Source organism: Stenotrophomonas sp. YJH_SMC_101-4, from assembly GCF_059370395.1.
Map to the genome: position 1 here is coordinate 188,320 of NZ_JCAFTP010000002.1, position 18,016 is coordinate 206,335.

Genomic DNA, 18,016 nt, shown 5'->3' on the forward strand with positions numbered 1-18,016 from the left:
GCAGATGCTGCCGCGCTTCTTCATCCATCGCCCGGTGTTCGCCTGGGTGCTGGCGATCTGCATCATGGCGTTTGGCGCGATCGCCGTCAGCCAGCTGCCGGTCGAACAGTACCCGGACATCGCACCGCCACAGGTCAACATCACCGCGAACTACACCGGCGCCTCGGCGCAGACGGTGGAAGACAGCGTCACCCAGGTGATCGAACAGCAGATCAAAGGCATCGATCACCTGTTGTATTTCTCGTCGACCAGTTCGTCATCGGGGCAGGCGCGCATCACGGTCACATTCGACCAGAGCGCCAACCCGGACATTGCCCAGGTCCAGGTGCAGAACAGCGTCAACCAGGCCATCAACCGGCTGCCGCAGGAAGTGCAGCAGCAGGGCGTGACGGTCGCCAAGTCGCAGGGCGACTCGCTGATGGTGGTCTCGCTGTATGACACCAGCCGGCGCATGGAACGGGTGGATGTTTCCGACTTCCTGGTCAGCAACGTGCAGGATCCGATCAGCCGCATTCCGGGTGTCGGCGAGATCAATGTGTTCGGCTCGGCGTATGCGATGCGCGTGTGGCTGGACCCGCACAAGCTGCGCGCCTACGACCTGATGCCGGCCGACGTGCGCACGGCCATCCAGGCCCAGAACACCCAGGTCACGGCCGGCGAACTGGGCGCATTGCCATCCAGCGCAACGCAGAGCCTGAATGCCACCGTCACTGCCCAGTCGCGGCTGCAGACGCCCGAACAGTTCCGCGCGATCATCCTGCGCACGCTTCCCAGCGGCGCTGCAGTGCACCTGGGCGACGTGGCACGGGTGGAGATCGGTGCCGAGAACTACCAGACCAGCAGCTATCTCAATGGCTATCCGGCGGCGGGTTTCTCGGTCACGCTGGCCTCCGGGGCCAACGCGCTGGCCACCGCGGATGCGGTCCGTGAGGAGATCGAACGCCTGCGACCAACGTTCCCGCCCGGGCTGCAGGTCGCCTATCCGCGCGACAGCACACCGTTCGTGCGGGTCTCGATCGAGGGTGTCATCCATACCCTCATCGAGGCCATCGTGCTGGTGGTCGTGGTGATGTTCCTGTTCCTGCAGAACCTGCGTGCTACGTTGATCCCCGCGATCACGGTGCCGGTGGTGCTGCTGGGCACGTTCGGCGTGCTGGCGGTCGCCGGATTCACGATCAACACGCTCACCTTGTTTGCGATGGTTCTGGCGATCGGCCTGCTGGTCGACGACGCGATCGTGGTGGTGGAGAACGTGGAGCGCATCATCCACGACGAGCACCTGCCGCCACGCGAGGCCACCGAAAAATCGATGGGCGAGATCACCGGCGCGCTGATCGGCATCACCGTGGTGCTGGGCGCGGTGTTCCTGCCGATGGCCCTGTTCGGTGGTTCCACCGGCATCATCTACCGCCAGTTCTCGATCACCATTGCATCTGCGATGGCGCTGTCGGCGCTTGTCGCGCTGACGCTGACCCCGGCGCTGTGCGCGACCCTGCTCAAGCCATCTTCGGCGCAGAAACCGCAGGGCCGCTTCTTCAGGACCTTCAACCGGGGTGTCGAGCGCAGCCAGTTGGCCTATCAGGGAAAGCTCGGTGGCGTGGTCGCCCGGCCGCGGCGCTGGATGGCGTTCTACCTGCTGGTGGTGGTCGCCATGATTGCGCTGTACGCGCGCATGCCCACCGGCTTCCTGCCGGTGGAAGACCAGGGCCAGGTGACCTTCCAGTTCTCCACGCCGGAGGGCACGCCGATGGCGCGTACCGAAGCGCTGGGCGAGCAGATCAGCCGCTACTTCATGGAGCACGAGAAGCAGAACCTGGACGTGGTGTTCGTGGTGGTTGGCCGCAACAATGCCGGCACCGGCCAGAACGCCGGACAGGGCTTCCTCGCACTGAAACCCTGGGATGAGCGTACCGGCGACAACACCGCTGCGGCGATCATCACGCGTGCCAATGCCTACTTCCGCGGGTTGCCCGACGCCAGGGTCAATGTGCTTGCACCGCCGGCGGTGCGTGGACTGGGCCAGTCCAGTGGCTTCGAACTGTGGATGCAGGACACCAGCGCCGCCGGGCGCGTGGCCCTGCAGGCAGCGCAGGAACAGGTGGTGCGTGCGGCCGGCGAAGACGATGGGCTCACCTCGGTGCGCCTGAACGGCCTCGGCGACAAGGCCGAGCTGCGGCTGGACATCGACCATGCGCAGGCCAGCGCGCTGGGGTTGTCCCAGGCCGACATCAATTCCACCCTGTCCGCGGCCTGGGGCGGCAGCTACATCAACGATTTCCTCGACCGTGGCCGGGTCAAGCGGGTCTACATGCAGGGTGACCAGCCCTACCGCAGCGTGCCCGACGACATCGGTCAGTGGTATGTGCGCGGTGGCAACGGCCAGATGGCGTCGTTCGCCAGCTTCGCCAGCAGCCACTGGGCGCGCGGGCCCCAGCTGCAGCAGCGCTTCAACGGTCTGCCGGCGATGCAGATCCAGGGCAGTGCCGCCGAAGGACGCAGTTCGGGCGAGGCGATGCAGCGCATGCAGGCGCTGATTGCGGACCAGGCGGGATTCGACCTGCAGTGGAGTGGCCTGTCCTACCAGGAGCGGTTGGCCAGCAACCAGACGCTGTGGCTTTACCTGGCCTCGATTGCTTTCATCTTCCTGTGCCTGGCTGCGCTCTATGAAAGCTGGACGGTGCCGGTGGCCGTGGTACTGGTGATTCCCTTGGGCGTGATCGGTACCGTGCTGGCGACCACCGCGGCGGGCTTCGTCAACGACATCTACTTCCAGGTCGGTCTGCTGACCACCATCGGCCTGTCGGCGAAGAATGCGATCCTGATCGTGGAGTTCGCCGAGGCTCGCTATCGCGCGGGCAGTTCAGCGGTGGAGGCAGCGCTGCAGGGCGCACGCCTGCGCCTGCGGCCGATCGTGATGACGTCGTTGGCCTTCGTGGCCGGCGTGATTCCGTTGGCGTTGGCCACCGGTGCCGGTGCGGTCAGTCGCCGTGAGATCGGCATGAGCGTGATCGGCGGCATGGTCTCCGGCACGGTGCTGGCGGTGGTGCTGGTGCCATTGTTCTTCGTGCTGGTGCGCCGCCTCGGCCGGTCACGGCCGCAGGACTGAGGGGGGCGCGGCTGTCATCTGGCTGCCGCAGCACCATCACCCGTCCTTTGCCCAGGTGTCGCTAGCGTAGGTCGTCCCCGTCCCCCACGGAGACCTGCCATGTGGCTGCTCGATCATCTCTGGCCCGGCCGCAGACCTGTCCCTCCCCCGGTCGCTGCCGAACCACAGGCGACGCCCCGTCGGCCCTGGCTGAAACGCCCGGTGCGGGCCGGCCGCAGTGGCATGGCGCCGTGGCAGAAGGTCGCCGCACCGCCACGGCGGACGCGCCACTAGGCTAGTCGCCGCGGTCGGCCGGGTGGTTGACCCCGTCGTTGACCGGAATGATGCCCAGTGCGAACGGGTCGATGCCCTCCAGGCAGGCCACGTTGTAGCCGTACTGGTCCGGGTTGGAACGACGCCGGTGGTGGGTGTAGATGCCGCACACGCCGCAGAAATAGTGCTCGGCCACATGCGTGTTGAACTGGTACAGCTGCAGGTGGTTCTGCCCGCGCACCACCTGCAGGCCCGCGCGTGCGACGCTGGCGGCGATGGCGCCACGGCGGCGGCACATCGAGCAGTCACAGCGGCGCGGGTCGACGATGCCATCAGGCAGGTCCAGCAGCAGTTCGACCGTGCCGCAGTGGCAGGTGGCGCGATGCCGGGGTTGGACCGGAACGCCGGCCACGGAAGTGATGCCCATCGTTGCTCCTGTGAGGTGAATCTGGCCGCAGAGGCCGCCGCCGACGGTGCACCGGCCTGCCTGAACGGGCCGTAGATGCCACGGTGAACCCGCTTGTGGCTAACTATGCGGCTTCAAGACCGCGACAGGATGCCAGTGAACGCCGCAGGACGTTGGATGACAGGAAGTGCCATGGCGCTGCTGGCGCTGTGGGTGACCGGGCTGCTGGCCTATCAGTTGCCGGGGCCGGGCTGGCTGGCCACCGGCGTCGCCGGGCTGTGGCTGCTGGTTGCGCTGTGGGCGTCGTGGCGGGTCGCGCGGGGCCGTGCCTCGCGCCGCCTGGGTCTGGCGTTCGGGGCATCGCTGGCGCTGGCCGGCCTGTGGTGGCTGCTGCTGACCCCGCGCCAGGACCGGTTGTGGGCCGATGACGTGGCGCAGCGCCTGCACGTGGTGTCCTTCGATGGCCGCCACGTCGTGCTGGACAATGTGCGTGACTTCAGTTGGCGCACCGAAACCGACTACGACGCACACTGGGTGCGCCGCGAGTACGACCTGGACCAGCTGCGCTCGGCCGACCTGGTGCTGTCGTACTGGATGGGCCCGGCCATCGCCCACACCCTGATCTCGTTCGGCTTCGAGGACGGTCGCCACGTGGTGTTCTCGCTGGAGATCCGCAAGGAGCGCGGTGAGTCGTTCTCGGCGCTGGGCGGCTTCTTCCGCAAGTTCGAGATGACCCTGGTGGCGTCGGAGGAGACCGACATCATCCGCACACGCACCAACGCGCGTGGCGAGGATGTCTACCTGTACCGCCTGCATGGTATGGACCGCACGCAGCTGAAGGAACTGTTCGCTGCGTACATCGCGCAGGCCCGCGAACTGGATGCGAAGCCCGGCTTCTACAACACGCTGACCAGCAACTGCACCACCATCGTCTTCGACCTGGCCCGCCACATCGCACCGCGCCTGCCGCTGGATTACCGCCTGCTGCTGTCCGGTTACCTGGCCGAGTACGCGCAGGAGGTCGGTGCGCTCACTCCGGGGGTGCCGTACACCGAGCTGCATGCCAAGGGCCGCATCACCCGGCGTGCGCTGGACCTGGGCGATGGCCCGCACTTCTCCACCGTGATCCGCCAGGGCGTGCCCGGCACCGAGCAGGACCCACAGTAATGACCCAACTCTTTCTGACCCGCTGGCAGCGCATGCTGCCGGCGCTGCTTGCGGCCTTCCTGCTGCTGGGCAGCAGCGGCTGTGCGATGGTGACCGTCAAGCAGGTCAAATCCAGCGATTCGCTGGTCAACAAGCGCGCGGATGTGCTCAACACCGGCAAGCTCAGCCCAGCCGCGCGCGAGACGCTCAGCGCGGCGGGCCTGGACGAGTCGCAGTGCGAGAAGGACTTTCTGGTCTGCCGCAGCACGCTGCTGATGACCGATGACCTCAATGTCGAGCAGCGGCTGTCGGCGCTGTCCGAATTGTGGGTGAAGGCCGCGCTGGCGCTGACGCCGAAGAAGACCGCAGCGGGTGATCCGCCGATGAGCGATGCGGCACTGGATGCCTGGCTGGAAGCGGCGCGTTACGCGTATGCGTATCTGTTCTACAGCGGCAGGTCCCCATCCGACCGTGCCTTCGAGGACCGCCAGACGCAGGTGCGCGACTACTACAACTACGCGGCCGAGAAAGCAGCGGTGGTGCTGTTCGTGCGTGCGCGTGCGGCGGCACTTGCCGGCGAGGACTACACGAAGCCGGTCTCGGTCGGCAGCTGGTCGCTGGCCTCCAACTACCAGCAGTTGAACCTGAAGAGCATCCCGGCGCAGCTGGTGCCGGCCGGTACCGTCAGTTTCGTCGGCCTGCGCAGCACCTATCGCCGCGATGGTTTCGGCGCCGAGCTGGTGATGGTGATGGATCCGCCGAAGCTGGTCGCGCCGGTGATCGCAGCCGATGGCCCCAAGGCCGAGGCGCCGCAGGAGGATGAGGACGACGCACGCCGTGGCCGCCGCCATCGCCATGACGACTCGGTGCCTGAGTTCAGCGAGATGTCCTCGATCAACGTCACAGCGCTGCTGCGCTTCGAGGGCAGCAGCCTGGAAGACGTGATGCGCACACGCCGGGTCGAGCTGGATGCCTATTCGCCGGAAGCCACCGAGCGCATCACCCTGCACGGTGAGCAGGTACCGCTGGCCGGCAACTTCACCGCGGCCTATGGCCTGTGGCTGGCGCAGAGTGGCTTCGCCCGGCAGTCGCTGCGCACCCTGTTCGGCATGAGCGAGGGCATCGGCGAGCCGCACATCTACCTGATGCAGCCGTGGGACCCCAACCGCCGCATCATCTTCATGTTGCACGGCCTGGCCAGCAGCCCGGAAGCCTGGGTGAACCTGGCCAATGAGATCATGGGCGATCCCGAGCTGCGCCAGCAGTTCCAGGTGTGGCAGGTCTATTACCCGACCAATGCGCCGATCGCACTGAACCGCTACGAGATCGCCAATGCGTTCAACGACACGCTGAAGCATTTCGACCCCAACGGCAGCACGCGTGCATCGAAGGACATGGTCTACATCGGCCACAGCATGGGCGGTGTACTGGCGCGGCTGCTGGTGAGCGACTCGGGCGACGTGCTGTGGAATGACCTGCTGGCCAACTACGACCTGAAGGGTGAACGGCTGAAGCGGGTGCAGAACAAGCTGGGGCCGCTGCTGCATTTCAAGGCACAGCCGAACGTGGAACGCGCGATCTTCATCGCCGCACCGCACCAGGGTACCGACATCGCCGGCAACAAGGTCGGCCGCCTGATCGGTCGCCTGGTGCGCCTGCCGCTGACCATTCTCGGCAAGTTCGAGGACGTGTTCATGGCACTGGCGCAGGCCGAGCAGCAGGTCGATGGCACCGCCAAGCCGAAGATCCCGAACAGCATCGACAACCTCAAGGCCAGCGATCCGTTCGTGAAGGCCGCCGCACAGCTGCCGATCGAAGCGGGCCTGAAGTACCACTCGATCATCGCCCAGCGCAAACCGGAACTGCGGGTGGAGAAGTCCGATGACGGGCTGGTGCCGTACTGGAGCGCACACCTGCCGGGCGCATTGTCGGAGAAGGTGATCATTTCCGGCCACAGCGTGCAGGAGACCCCGCAGGCGGTGCTGGAGGTGCGGCGCATCCTGCACCGGGATATTGATGACATGGGGACTGGCACCCGGTAGTGCCGGCCGCTGGCCGGCAATCCCGCAATGCAGCGGCGTTACACCCGCCGCGCGATCACCGTGGCCAGCAGCGCCAGGCCGAAGGTGATCGCCAGGCACAGCACGTAACCGGTGTGGGGTGCGCTTTGCACGAACAGCGCGAACAGCGCGCCGGAAACCGCCAGCGCGGTGGTCACCGACAGGGCCTCGCTCAGCTGCAGTGCCGAGGTGTTGGCACCCTGCTCCTGCGGCGCCGACAACGACAGCGTCAGCACCGACAGGCTTGCGTAGATCATGCCCATGCCGAAGCCGGTCACGGCCCAGCCGAGCAGCGACACCGGCAGTGGCACCACGTTGAACAGCACCGCCAGCGTTGCGGCGATGCCGACCGTCATCATCGTCGTGCCCACCCGCAACAGCTGCTGGCGCGACCAGCCACGCTGCTGGTGACCCTGCAGCCATGAACCGGCGAACCAGCCCAGTGCGCCAAGACTGAGCGCGGCACCGGCCCAGCTGGGCGAGAGCCCGCGTTCGCGCTGCAGCAGCAGCGGCAGGTAGGCCTCGCAGGCGAAGAAGGCGGCCGCCGCGACGCCGCGCAGCGCGATCACGCTGGGCAGGCCACGGCGCAGGATCAGTGTTCCGGGCGGAAGCAGTCGATGCACGCAGAACAGCAGCGCCAGCATCGCCACGCCGATGCAGAGCAAGGCAGGCAGGCCCTGTTGCTGACCGCCGAAGTAGAGCAGCAGCGCCGCCAGCGAGGCACCACTGGCCCAGCGCACAACGTTGCCTCGCCCATCGTCGGCGAGGCCGCCATCGGTGGGCTGCATGCGCGTGAGTGCCGGGCGCAGCAGCAGCGCGGCCGGAATGGCCAGCAGTGGCACGGCCAGGAACACCCAGCGCCAGCCGAGATGCTGCACGATCAGCCCGCTCAGCGCGGGGCCGATCATGGACGGCACCACCCAACCGGCCGAGAAGGCGGCGAATACCTTCGGCCGCAGGTGCTCGGGGTAGCTGCGGCCGACCATCACATACAGCGAAACCGAGATCGCGCCCGCGCCGAGGCCCTGCAGCAGCCGCCCCGCCACCAGCATGCCCATGCGCATCGCGAAGCCGGCCAGCAGCAGGCCCAGCACGAAGCAGCCCAGGCCGTACCACAGCGGCCTGGCGGGCCCGTGGCGGTCGGCCCAGCGCCCGGCCAGGGTCATGCCGATCACGCTGGTGGCCAGGGTGCCGCCGAAGGCGAGGGCGTACAGGCGCAGGCCATCCAGCGCCTCGGCCACGGTCGGCATGGCGGCCGCTACCGCCAGGGCTTCGAAGGCATGCAGCGCCACCAACGCCACCATGCCGATGGTGGTGGCGCGGTAGCGCGGGGACAGGATCGACGTATCCGCCGGTGTACTGGCGTTGGCGGGGGCGAGCGTGGGGGTCATACGGGTCAGATGCGGGCCGCGCTTGTCAACTGGCGGCGAAGATAGCAGCATGACACCTCAACTGCAGTTGAGGTCAAGCAATGGTGTCCCAGGAACTGAGCGTTGGCGAAGTCTCCCAGCGCAGTGGCGTGGCGGTTTCCGCGCTGCATTTCTACGAGCGCAAGGGGCTGATCAGCAGCCTGCGCACCTCCGGCAACCAGCGTCGCTACAGCCGTGACGTGCTGCGACGGTTGGCCGTGATCCGTGTCGCGCAACGGGTGGGCATGCCACTGGAAGCCGTCGGCCGTGCCTTCGAAAGCCTGCCCGAGGGCCGCGCACCGACCAAGGCCGACTGGGCCAAGCTGTCCGCGCGCTGGCGCACCGAGCTGGAGGAGCGCATCCATATGCTGGAACTGCTGCGCGACGAACTGACCGGCTGCATCGGCTGTGGCTGCCTGTCGCTGCAGCGTTGCCGCCTGGCCAACCCCGGTGACGTCCTCGGCGAACGCGGCGACGGCCCGATGCGCTGGGAGTGACCCGCGAAAAGGGGACGGAGGGGATTATGTCGTTTGTGCATTAACGACTTAATCCCCTCCGTCCCCTTTTTTCTTACCAGACCGTGATCGTCTCGCCGCTCTGGATGCCCTCCACTGCACGCTGGAAGGCCAGCGCCGCGCGTTGCGCGCTTACCGCTTCAAAGCCCGGGAAGTAGGGGCCGTACGCCGCCATCGATTCGATCAGCACGTTCGGGCTGACCACGTTGATGCGCAGGCCACGTGGCAGCAGCTCCAGTGCTGCCGCACGCACGAAGCCTTCCAGTGCGGCGTTCACGGCGGTGGCATTGACGCCATCGCGGATCGGTTGGGCGCTGATGATGCCGCTGGTCAGGGTGATCGAACCGCCGGCGTTGAGGTGGTGCTGGGCGGCCAGTGCCAGCCGCACCTGCCCCAGCAGCTTGTCCTGCAGCCCGATGTTGAACTGTGCTGGCGTCATCTGCTGCAACGGTCCGAAGTGCACCGAGCCGGTGGTGGAGATCACCGCATCGACCGGGCCGGTACGCGCGAACAGTTCGGCGACGCTGGCGTCATCGGTCAGGTCCACGCGCAGTTCGCCGCTGCTGCGGCCGGCGGCGAGAATCTGATGCTGCTGGCCGAGCTGGTGGGCGACTGCCTGGCCGAGCGTGCCGCTGGCACCGACGAGGAGGATCTTCATGGCCGTTCCTTGGGTGAGGGGGTGAGCGCAGTCTGCGCCGTCACAGTGGAGTTAGGTAAGCGGCGTATGCTTCGCAGATTCCTAATTCTGGATTAGTAATGGATACCCTTCGCTGCATGCAGGCCTTCGTTGCCGTGGCCGAGCGCGGGAGCTTCGCCGGCGCCGCCGAACAGCTGCAGGTCTCGGCGGTGATGGTCGGCAAGTACATCCAGCAGCTGGAGGCGCACCTGGGCACCGCGTTGCTGCAACGGAACACCCGCCGCCAGCGCCTGACCGAAGCCGGCAGTGCCTACCTGGCCGGGTGCCGGCAAGTGCTGGAGCAGGTGCAGCAGGCCGAGGCCGATGTGGCCGGCCTGCAGATACAGCCACGCGGGCTGCTGCGGGTCAGCGCACCCACCACCTGGGGCAGCTGCGTGCTGGCGCCACAACTGGCCGGCCTGCTGCGCGCGCAGCCGCAGTTGAACATCGAACTGGATCTGAGCAACCGCCGTGTGGACCTGATCGAGGACGGCTTCGACGTTGCGATCCGGGTCGGGCCACTGCCGTCGCAGGAGGTGGTGGCGCGGCCGCTGCCACCGTATGCGATGAGCCTGTGTGCGGCACCGTCCTACCTGCGCCGGCGCGGCACGCCGCGTACGCCCGCGGATCTGCAGGGGCATGATTGCCTGAGCCACCTGGCCTGGCGCGGCGGGCATGGTTGGCAGCTGGCCAACGGCGAATACGTGGACTGGGAGGCGCGGCTCACCTGCAACGATGGTGTCGCGCTGCGCGAAGCCGCGGTGGCCGGCGCGGGGCTGGTGTTGCAGCCGACCGCACTGCTGGCGGCGGAGATCGCAGCAGGTCGGTTGAAGCCGCTGCTGCGCGACTACCTGCCCGAACCACGGCCGATGCACCTGATCTACCTGCCCGACCGCAGGCCGCGCCCGCGGTTGCAGTGCTTCGTCGATTTCGTCATGACCACATTGGGGCAATGAGCATCCACGCCAGGCGTGGATGACGGGGGGTGCCGACCGTTGGTCGGCACGCATCGGGATCAATCATTCGCCGCAGACAGTTCCTGCCCACGCACCTGTGCGGCACGCAGTGCGGTGTCCACCAGGGCCTCGAAGCCACCGGCCTGGAAGCTCTCGATCGCGGCCTGGGTGGTGCCATTCGGCGAGGTCACGCGGCGGCGAAGCTCGGCCGGGCTCTCACCGGCTTCATCAAGCATGCGCGAGGCACCCAGCAGGGTCTGCACCACCAGCGTGCGCGCGGCGTCGGCTGGCAGGCCCTGGGCAATACCCGCCGCTTCCATCGCTTCGGCCAGCAGGAACACATAGGCCGGGCCACTGCCGGATACGGCAGTCACTGAATCCATCAGCGCCTCGCTGTCGATCCACACCGTGCGCCCGGCACTGGCCAGCACCTTCTCGGCCTGTGCGTGCTGCTGCGTGTCCACCGACGGTGTGGCGAACAGGCCGGTCACACCGGCGCCGAGCAGGGCCGGGGTGTTGGGCATCGCGCGCACTACCGGCAGGTTGCCGCCCAGCCAGCGTTCCAGCTGCGCGCTGGTGATACCGGCGGCAATCGACACCACCAACGGCTGGTTTGCCTGGGCCAGTGCCCGCAGCGACTGGCAGACCTCACGCAGCACCTGCGGCTTCACCGCCAGCAGCCAGGTGCTGCCCTGCGCGGCGGCATCTGAGGCGTTGTCATGCACCTGCACACCGAAGTCGGCGGCCAGCGCCTGGCGCAGTTCGGCCACCGGTTCGGCGACGTGGATGTGCGCGGCGGGTGTGCCCTGGCGGATCAGGCCGGCGATCAGGCTGCGCGCCATGTTGCCGCCGCCGATGAAAGTGATGGAATCAGCTGCCATGGAAAGCTCCTTGGAAAGTCAGGCTGGGCGCGGGCGCGCGCCGAACAGTGCGGTACCGATCCGCACCAGGGTGGCACCCTCGGCGATGGCTTCGGCGTAGTCGCTGCTCATGCCCATCGACAGCGTGTCGATCTGCGTGTGCTGGGCAGCCAGCGACTGGAAAAGTGTGCGCATGCGCACGAATGCATCCCGACGGCGCTCGGCCTCGGGCCATGGCGCGGGAATCGCCATCAGTCCGCGCAGGCGCAGGGTGGGTTCGGCGGCAATTGCGGCGGCGAGTACGTCCACTTCCTCCGGTGCACAGCCATGCTTGCTGGATTCGTCGTCGATGTTGACCTGGATCAGCACGTTCAGCGGGCCGCGCGCGGCCGGGCGATGGCGCGCAAGCGCCGTTACCAGCTTGGGCCGGTCCAAGCTCTGCACCCAGTCGAAGTGGCTGGCCACGGCATCGGCCTTGTTCGACTGCAGGTGGCCGATCAGGTGCCACTCCAGCGCCAGGTGCTGCAGCGCCTGCATCTTGGCCAGCGCTTCCTGCACATAGTTTTCGCCGAAGGCATGCTGGCCCTGTGCGGCCAGCGCGGCCACGGCCTCGGCCGGCTGGGTCTTGGACACCGCCAGCAGGCGTGGATCGGGCCTGCCCGCGGTCTCGGCGGCGGCATGCAGGTTGCTCAGGATCTGGGGCAGGGGAGTGGCCACGTAACGCGTTCCGTTGAATCAGGAGGCTATACTGCCGCTCGGGGAAAGATCCTTCCAGTCGAAGCCGTTATTGGGGAGTAGCCGCTCATGGATATCGCCGAGCTGTTGGCGTTTTCCGTAAAGAACAAAGCGTCCGACCTGCACCTGTCCGCAGGCCTGCCGCCGATGATCCGCGTGGACGGCGACGTTCGCCGGATCAACATCCCAGCCCTGGACCACAAGCAGGTCCATGCGCTGGTGTACGACATCATGTCCGACAAGCAGCGCCGCGATTACGAGGAATTCCTCGAAGTGGACTTCTCCTTCGAGATTCCGTCGCTGGCGCGCTTCCGTGTGAACGCGTTCAACCAGAACCGCGGTGCCGGTGCGGTGTTCCGTACCATTCCGTCCGAGGTGCTCACCCTCGAGGACCTGGCCTGCCCGCCGCTGTTCCGCGAAGTGATCCAGCAGCCGCAGGGCCTGATCCTGGTGACCGGTCCGACCGGCTCGGGCAAGTCGACCACGCTGGCGGCGATGATCGACTACATCAACAAGAACGAATACGGCCACATCCTCACCGTCGAGGATCCGATCGAATTCGTGCACACCTCGCAGAAGTGCCTGATCAACCAGCGCGAAGTGCACCGTGACACGCATGGCTTCAACGAAGCGCTGCGCTCGGCGCTGCGTGAGGACCCGGACATCATCCTGGTCGGCGAACTTCGTGACCTGGAAACCATCCGCCTGGCACTGACCGCCGCGGAAACCGGCCACCTGGTGTTCGGCACCCTGCATACCAGCTCGGCGGCCAAGACCATCGACCGCATCATCGACGTGTTCCCGGCCGGCGAAAAGCCGATGGTGCGCTCGATGCTGTCCGAATCGCTGCGTGCGGTGATCTCGCAGGCGCTGCTGAAGAAGGTTGGTGGCGGTCGTACCGCTGCGTGGGAAATCATGGTCGGCACCCCGGCCATCCGCAACCTGATCCGTGAGGACAAGGTGGCGCAGATGTACTCGGCCATCCAGACCGGCCAGCAGTACGGCATGATGACCCTGGACCAGCACCTGCAGGACCTGGTCAAGCGCAGCCTGATCACCCGCAACCAGGCCCGCGACTACGCCAAGGACAAGCGCCTGTTCGAGTAAGGCGGGGCAGCCACGGGCGACGCGTGCAATGGCGCGGCCGCTCCGTGTTGTTTCCTCCACCGACCGTTACCTGGTAAACCGCTTTTCCGGGAGCCTGCTGTGAACACCACCGCGACCACCATCGATTTCACTTCGTTCCTCAAGCTGATGGCGCACCAGCGCGCCTCGGACCTGTTCATCACTGCGGGCATGCCGCCGGCGATGAAGGTCAACGGCAAGATCTCGCCGATCACGCAGACCCCGCTCACGCCGCAGCAGAGCCGCGACCTGGTGCTCAACGTGATGACCCCGGCGCAGCGCGAGGAATTCGAGAAGACCCACGAATGCAACTTCGCCATCGGCCTGTCCGGTGTCGGTCGTTTCCGCGTGAGCTGCTTCTACCAGCGCAACCAGGTGGGCATGGTGCTGCGTCGCATCGAGACGCGCATTCCGACCGTGGAAGAGTTGAGTCTGCCGCCGATCATCAAGACGCTGGCGATGACCAAGCGCGGCATCATCCTGTTCGTCGGTGCCACCGGCACCGGTAAGTCAACGTCGCTGGCGGCGATGATCGGTTACCGCAACCAGAACTCGACCGGCCACATCATCACCATCGAAGACCCGATCGAATTCGTGCACAAGCACGAGGGCTGCATCATCACCCAGCGTGAAGTCGGCATCGATACCGACAGCTGGGAAGCGGCGCTGAAGAACACCCTGCGCCAGGCGCCGGACGTGATCATGATTGGCGAAGTGCGTACCCGCGAAGGCATGGACCATGCCATCGCGTTCGCCGAAACCGGCCACCTGGTGCTGTGCACCCTGCATGCCAACAACGCCAACCAGGCGATGGACCGCATCGTCAACTTCTTCCCGGAAGACCGCCGCAACCAGCTGCTGATGGACCTGTCGCTGAATCTCAAAGGCGTGGTCGCGCAGCAGCTGATTCCTTCGCCCGATGGCCGCTCGCGCAAGGTGGCGATGGAGATCCTGCTGGGCACGCCGCTGGTGCAGGACTACATCCGCGATGGCGAGATTCACAAGCTGAAGGAAGTGATGAAGGACTCGGTCCAGCTGGGCATGAAGACCTTCGACCAGAGCCTGTTCGAGCTGTACCAGGCCGGTGAGATCAGCTACGAGGACGCACTGCGTTACGCCGATTCGCAGAACGAGGTGCGCCTGCGCATCAAGCTCAGCCAGGGCGGCGACGCGCGTACCCTGTCGCAGGGGCTGGATGGCGTGGAGATCTCCGAGATCCGGTGACCTGGCGATGTGTAAAGTCGACTGACAGTCGACTCTACCGGGCGCGCGGGCGATTGATGAATTCCGGTCATGACCGACTGCCGTCCAGCCGGTTCAATCCATCGCCAATGCAGGCGTATCGTCAGCGCTCCCCTCTCTGGAGCACGACGATGCAGACACGTGAACTCGGCCGCAGCGGCCTGAAGGTTTCCGCCCTGGGCCTGGGCTGCATGGGCCTGACCCATGCCTACGGCCAACCGGTCGAAACGGGCCAGGGCATTGCCCTGCTGCACGCCGCCGTCGAGCGCGGCGTGACCTTCTTCGACACCGCCGAGGTGTACGGCCCGTACACCAACGAAGACCTGCTCGGCCAGGCCCTGGCACCCTACCGCGACAGGCTGGTGATCGCCACCAAGTTCGGCTTCAAGGATGCGCGCACCGATGCTGGCCTGGACAGCCGCCCGGAGAACATCCGTGCCGTGGCCGAAGCCAGCCTCAAGCGCCTGCGTACCAACCATATCGACCTGTTCTACCAGCACCGCGTCGACCCGAACGTGCCGATCGAGGATGTGGCCGGCACCGTGCGTGACCTGATCGCCGAGGGCAAGGTCGGTCACTTCGGCCTGTCCGAGGCCAGCGCCGCCACCGTGCGCCGCGCGCATGCGGTGCAGCCGGTGGCCGCCGTGCAGAGCGAGTACTCGCTGTGGTGGCGCGAACCGGAGCGCGAACTGCTGCCGACGCTGCAGGAACTGGGCATCGGCTTCGTGCCGTTCAGCCCGCTCGGCCGCGGCTTCCTGACCGGCGCGATCAACGCCGATACCACTTTCGACGCCAACGACTTCCGCAACACCGTGCCGCGTTTCGAAGTGGAGGCACGCCGCGCCAACCAGGCGCTGGTGGATCGCATCAGTACGATTGCTGCGGCACGTGGCGCGACCCCGGCGCAGGTGGCGCTGGCCTGGCTGCTGGCGCAGGCGCCGTGGATCGTGCCGATTCCGGGCACCACCAAGATCCATCGCCTGGAAGAGAACCTGGGCGCGGCCGACCTGCAGCTGGCGCCGGAGGAACTGCAGCGCATCGCACAGGCGCTGGATGAAGTGTCGATCGTCGGCGAGCGCTACAACGCGCAGCGTGCGGCGCAGGCCAAGGGCTGACCACCCGGCGGGTGCGGACCGTTGGTCCGCACTCCTTGAGCCTCACCCCATCGGCCCACGCAGCGCATCAAGCACCGTGCGCATCGCCACGGTGACGTGGCGGCGCGACGGGTAGTACGCGTAGTAGCCATCGAAGTGGGGGCACCAGTCGTCCAGCACCGACTGCAGCCGGCCATCGTCCAGCATCGGCTGCACCTGGTCTTCCGGCAGCCAGGCCAATCCGCTGCCGGCCAGCGCAGCGGCGCGGGTCATGCCCATGGTGTTGAAGGTCCACTGGCCGGTGACGCGCACGCTCAGTTCGTTGCCATCCTGGCCGAAATCCCACGGCATCAGCCCGCCATGCGTGGGCAGGCGCAGGGTCACGCAGTTGTGGTCTGCCAGCTCGTCCGGATGCCGTGGCACCACATGCTGGCGGAAGTAGCTGGGCGCGCCGACCACGCGCATGCGCAGCGGCGGGCTGATCGGCACAGCGACCATGTCGCGCGCCAGCCGCTCGCCGAGGCGGATGCCGATGTCATAGCGCTCGGCCACGATGTCGGCCAGCCCGTAGTCGGCGGCCAGTTCCACCTTCAAATCCGGATACTGCTGCAGCAGCGGCGCCAGCCGTGGCCATGCGATGTACTCGGCGGCGTGGCCGGTGGCATTGATGCGGATGGTGCCGGCCGGGCGTTCGCGGTACTCGGCCAGCGCGGCCAACCCATCCTCGATCTCGGCCAGGCGTGGGCCCAGGGTATCGAGCAGGCGGGCCCCGGCTTCGGTGGTGGAGACGCTGCGGGTGGTGCGGGTCAGCAGGCGCACGCCGAGGCGCTGTTCCAGGCCGCGCATTGCATGGCTGAGCGCGGACTGGGATATGCCCAGCTGGGCGGCGGCCTTGGTGAAGCTGCCCTCGCGGGCAACGTGGACGAAGGCCTGCAGGTCGTTGAGATTTTCACGGGGCATGACGGGATGATACGGCCGGGCTGCGCCCGGCACCTGCCGAATCAACGTCAACGGCAACGTCAAAAGCTGGCTTCCCGTGGGAGGCGAGGTGGCTCAGGTTGCGGGGGACGGCGCAAGTACGTCCATGTAGCCTCGGTCGCGCTTGCTCGTGTGCGCTGTCCTGCGCACACGGCAAGACCGGGGTTGGGCGTCCTGCCCAACCCGCCCGAGGCATGCCTCGGGCCCATGGCGCTCACGCCCCCGCAACCTGAGCCACCCCGCCTTTGACAGTTTCCCGCGAGCTGTTGGAACGGCTTCGACCCCATTCTGTGTAGGCGTGTGGGGATGTCGATTTCAGGGACTGTGGTTCGTCGAATGAATGACTTCAACGGGAGCTGCACATGAGCACTGACACCAAGCCGAAAGGCCCGGCCTCGTATTTCCCCTCCATCGAGAAGACCTACGGGCAGCCGGTGGCGCACTGGTTCGGCCTGCTGGCGGGGAAGAAGGGCCTGAAACACATGGAGCTGGTCAGCTTCCTGAAAAGTGAGCATGGGCTGGGCCATGGCCATGCCAACGCGTTGGTGGCACATCATCTGGCCGGCAAGGGCTGAGCAGGGGCGGGCCGGGGCAGGGCAAGTCGCATTCAGCTGAACGATTTCATCTGCAACTGTCATGCAGATCGTGTCTAATACCGCTCCCCACCTGCTGTTCCCCACCCGTATGTCCCTTCCCTCCCATGGCCCCGCGCCGTGCGACGACGCTGACGGCCACCTGGTCACCGCCGGCCCGCTGACCCCGCCGCCCGATAGCGCCGGCACCACCGCCGACGAAAAAGCGCTGCGCCACTCGATCGCCGAGGATGTGCAGGGCATGGTGCTGGCCACGATGGTGGCCTCGCTGGGCCTGGCCATCTTCGCCAAGAGTGGGCTGATGATCGGCGGCATGGCCGGCATGGCGTTCCTGCTGCATTACGCGCTGGACTGGAACTTCGGCGTGGTGTTCGTGCTGGTCAATCTGCCGTTCTACTGGGTGGCGGTGCGGCGCATGGGCTGGGAATTCACCCTGAAGACCTTCGCCGCGGTCACCGCCTGCGGCGTGCTGACCGACCTGCTGCCGCGCTGGATCGACTTCTCGCACATCCACCCGCTGTATTCGGCGATCGTCGGTGGCGCATTGTCCGGCCTGGGCATCCTGTTCTTCATCCGTCACCGTGCCAGCCTCGGCGGTATCGGCATCCTGGCGGTGTACCTGCAGCGCACCCGTGGCTGGAGCGCGGGCAAGGTGCAGATGTCCTACGACGCCTGCCTGATGGTGGCCGCGTTCTTCGTGCTGTCGCCTTCCAAGGTGCTGTATTCGGCCATCGGCGCGGTGGTGCTCAGCCTGGTGCTGATGTTCAACCACCGCCCCGGCCGCTACATGGGCGTGTGATCGCGCTCTCCGCGTTCGCCGGGCATGGCCCGGCGCTACTACGTGGCGGTTCCGGTAGCGCCGG

The 18,016-nt window shown here is 66.8% G+C and carries 15 protein-coding genes and 1 pseudogene; 10 read left to right on the forward strand and 6 right to left on the reverse strand.

The features are described from left to right. Positions 1-4: 4 nt before the first annotated feature. Positions 5-3,106: an efflux RND transporter permease subunit gene (locus AC5P8D_RS07020; protein ID WP_495203201.1), complete on the forward strand. Its 3,102-nt coding sequence runs from the start codon at positions 5-7 to the stop codon at positions 3,104-3,106. 274 nt (positions 3,107-3,380) lie between these two features. On the opposite strand, the gene AC5P8D_RS07025 is transcribed toward AC5P8D_RS07020, so the two are convergent. Next, complete coding sequence (locus AC5P8D_RS07025; RefSeq protein WP_019336934.1) at positions 3,381-3,785, reverse strand: GFA family protein; 405 nt, start codon at positions 3,783-3,785, stop codon at positions 3,381-3,383. Between the two features lie 171 nt (positions 3,786-3,956). Here AC5P8D_RS07025 and AC5P8D_RS07030 point away from each other — a divergent pair, with 171 nt between their 5' ends. Continuing rightward, entirely contained in the window at positions 3,957-4,931 is a 975-nt protein-coding gene (locus tag AC5P8D_RS07030) for an Lnb N-terminal periplasmic domain-containing protein (RefSeq protein WP_495203202.1), read from the forward strand. Further along, positions 4,931-6,952: an esterase/lipase family protein gene (locus AC5P8D_RS07035; protein WP_495203203.1), complete on the forward strand. Its 2,022-nt coding sequence runs from the start codon at positions 4,931-4,933 to the stop codon at positions 6,950-6,952. Before AC5P8D_RS07030 ends, AC5P8D_RS07035 begins: the two co-directional genes overlap by 1 nt. Positions 6,953-6,990: 38 nt before the next feature. On the opposite strand, the gene AC5P8D_RS07040 is transcribed toward AC5P8D_RS07035, so the two are convergent. After that, entirely contained in the window at positions 6,991-8,412 is a 1,422-nt protein-coding gene (locus AC5P8D_RS07040) for an MFS transporter (protein ID WP_495203204.1), read from the reverse strand. A gap of 29 nt (positions 8,413-8,441) precedes the next feature. On the opposite strand from AC5P8D_RS07040, the gene soxR reads away from it, so the two are divergent. Then, positions 8,442-8,876, forward strand: a complete 435-nt coding sequence (soxR, locus tag AC5P8D_RS07045; protein WP_019336938.1) for a redox-sensitive transcriptional activator SoxR — start codon at positions 8,442-8,444, stop codon at positions 8,874-8,876. 73 nt (positions 8,877-8,949) lie between these two features. Here the strand turns inward: soxR and AC5P8D_RS07050 are convergent. Continuing rightward, a pseudogene (locus AC5P8D_RS07050) lies at positions 8,950-9,576 on the reverse strand (short chain dehydrogenase); the annotation flags it as partial. Between the two features lie 74 nt (positions 9,577-9,650). On the opposite strand from AC5P8D_RS07050, the gene AC5P8D_RS07055 reads away from it, so the two are divergent. Then, positions 9,651-10,526 (forward strand): LysR family transcriptional regulator, encoded by an 876-nt coding sequence (locus AC5P8D_RS07055; RefSeq protein ID WP_495203205.1) that lies wholly within the window; start codon positions 9,651-9,653, stop codon positions 10,524-10,526. Positions 10,527-10,585: 59 nt separating this feature from the next. Here AC5P8D_RS07055 and proC read toward each other — a convergent pair whose 3' ends face one another. Together proC and AC5P8D_RS07065 are read right to left on the reverse strand one after the other, a co-directional pair. Then, positions 10,586-11,407 carry a pyrroline-5-carboxylate reductase gene (gene proC, locus AC5P8D_RS07060; RefSeq protein WP_495203206.1) on the reverse strand — a complete coding sequence of 274 codons (822 nt, stop codon included), beginning with the start codon at positions 11,405-11,407 and terminating at the stop codon, positions 10,586-10,588. Between the two features lie 18 nt (positions 11,408-11,425). After that, positions 11,426-12,103, reverse strand: a complete 678-nt coding sequence (locus tag AC5P8D_RS07065) for a YggS family pyridoxal phosphate-dependent enzyme (RefSeq protein WP_495203207.1) — start codon at positions 12,101-12,103, stop codon at positions 11,426-11,428. Between the two features lie 87 nt (positions 12,104-12,190). On the opposite strand from AC5P8D_RS07065, the gene AC5P8D_RS07070 reads away from it, so the two are divergent. The 3 genes from AC5P8D_RS07070 to AC5P8D_RS07080 all read left to right on the forward strand — a co-directional run bounded on the left by AC5P8D_RS07070 (position 12,191) and on the right by AC5P8D_RS07080 (position 15,603). Further along, the gene (locus tag AC5P8D_RS07070; RefSeq protein ID WP_006422551.1) at positions 12,191-13,228 is read left to right on the forward strand and encodes a type IV pilus twitching motility protein PilT; all 1,038 of its coding nucleotides are present in this window, start codon (positions 12,191-12,193) and stop codon (positions 13,226-13,228) included. Between the two features lie 99 nt (positions 13,229-13,327). Further along, positions 13,328-14,470, forward strand: a complete 1,143-nt coding sequence (locus tag AC5P8D_RS07075) for a PilT/PilU family type 4a pilus ATPase (RefSeq protein WP_006422552.1) — start codon at positions 13,328-13,330, stop codon at positions 14,468-14,470. 149 nt (positions 14,471-14,619) lie between these two features. Further along, a complete protein-coding gene (locus tag AC5P8D_RS07080; protein WP_495203208.1) occupies positions 14,620-15,603 on the forward strand; it encodes an aldo/keto reductase in 984 nt (327 codons plus the stop codon). A gap of 42 nt (positions 15,604-15,645) precedes the next feature. On the opposite strand, the gene AC5P8D_RS07085 is transcribed toward AC5P8D_RS07080, so the two are convergent. Then, positions 15,646-16,542, reverse strand: coding sequence for a LysR family transcriptional regulator (locus AC5P8D_RS07085; RefSeq protein ID WP_495203209.1), 897 nt, complete (start codon positions 16,540-16,542; stop codon positions 15,646-15,648). Between the two features lie 380 nt (positions 16,543-16,922). On the opposite strand from AC5P8D_RS07085, the gene AC5P8D_RS07090 reads away from it, so the two are divergent. Both AC5P8D_RS07090 and AC5P8D_RS07095 read left to right on the forward strand, forming a co-directional pair. Next, positions 16,923-17,135: a DUF4287 domain-containing protein gene (locus AC5P8D_RS07090; RefSeq protein ID WP_014646220.1), complete on the forward strand. Its 213-nt coding sequence runs from the start codon at positions 16,923-16,925 to the stop codon at positions 17,133-17,135. Between the two features lie 109 nt (positions 17,136-17,244). Next, positions 17,245-17,952, forward strand: a complete 708-nt coding sequence (locus tag AC5P8D_RS07095; protein ID WP_029379885.1) for a YitT family protein — start codon at positions 17,245-17,247, stop codon at positions 17,950-17,952. Positions 17,953-18,016 lie beyond the last annotated feature (64 nt).

Excerpts from the sequence above, each read along its gene's own strand:
- AC5P8D_RS07030 (WP_495203202.1), top strand. The coding sequence starts at position 3,957 with ATGGCGCTGCTGGCGCTGTGGGTGACCGGGCTGCTGGCCTATCAGTTG.
- AC5P8D_RS07020 (WP_495203201.1), top strand. The coding sequence starts at position 5 with ATGCTGCCGCGCTTCTTCATCCATCGCCCGGTGTTCGCCTGGGTGCTG.
- AC5P8D_RS07080 (WP_495203208.1), top strand. The coding sequence starts at position 14,620 with ATGCAGACACGTGAACTCGGCCGCAGCGGCCTGAAGGTTTCCGCCCTG.
- soxR (WP_019336938.1), top strand. The coding sequence starts at position 8,442 with ATGGTGTCCCAGGAACTGAGCGTTGGCGAAGTCTCCCAGCGCAGTGGC.
- AC5P8D_RS07035 (WP_495203203.1), top strand. The coding sequence starts at position 4,931 with ATGACCCAACTCTTTCTGACCCGCTGGCAGCGCATGCTGCCGGCGCTG.
- AC5P8D_RS07095 (WP_029379885.1), top strand. The coding sequence starts at position 17,245 with ATGTCCCTTCCCTCCCATGGCCCCGCGCCGTGCGACGACGCTGACGGC.
- AC5P8D_RS07055 (WP_495203205.1), top strand. The coding sequence starts at position 9,651 with ATGGATACCCTTCGCTGCATGCAGGCCTTCGTTGCCGTGGCCGAGCGC.
- AC5P8D_RS07070 (WP_006422551.1), top strand. The coding sequence starts at position 12,191 with ATGGATATCGCCGAGCTGTTGGCGTTTTCCGTAAAGAACAAAGCGTCC.
- AC5P8D_RS07085 (WP_495203209.1), bottom strand. The coding sequence starts at position 16,542 with ATGCCCCGTGAAAATCTCAACGACCTGCAGGCCTTCGTCCACGTTGCC.
- AC5P8D_RS07025 (WP_019336934.1), bottom strand. The coding sequence starts at position 3,785 with ATGGGCATCACTTCCGTGGCCGGCGTTCCGGTCCAACCCCGGCATCGC.
- AC5P8D_RS07040 (WP_495203204.1), bottom strand. The coding sequence starts at position 8,412 with ATGCTGCTATCTTCGCCGCCAGTTGACAAGCGCGGCCCGCATCTGACC.
- AC5P8D_RS07090 (WP_014646220.1), top strand. The coding sequence starts at position 16,923 with ATGAGCACTGACACCAAGCCGAAAGGCCCGGCCTCGTATTTCCCCTCC.
- proC (WP_495203206.1), bottom strand. The coding sequence starts at position 11,407 with ATGGCAGCTGATTCCATCACTTTCATCGGCGGCGGCAACATGGCGCGC.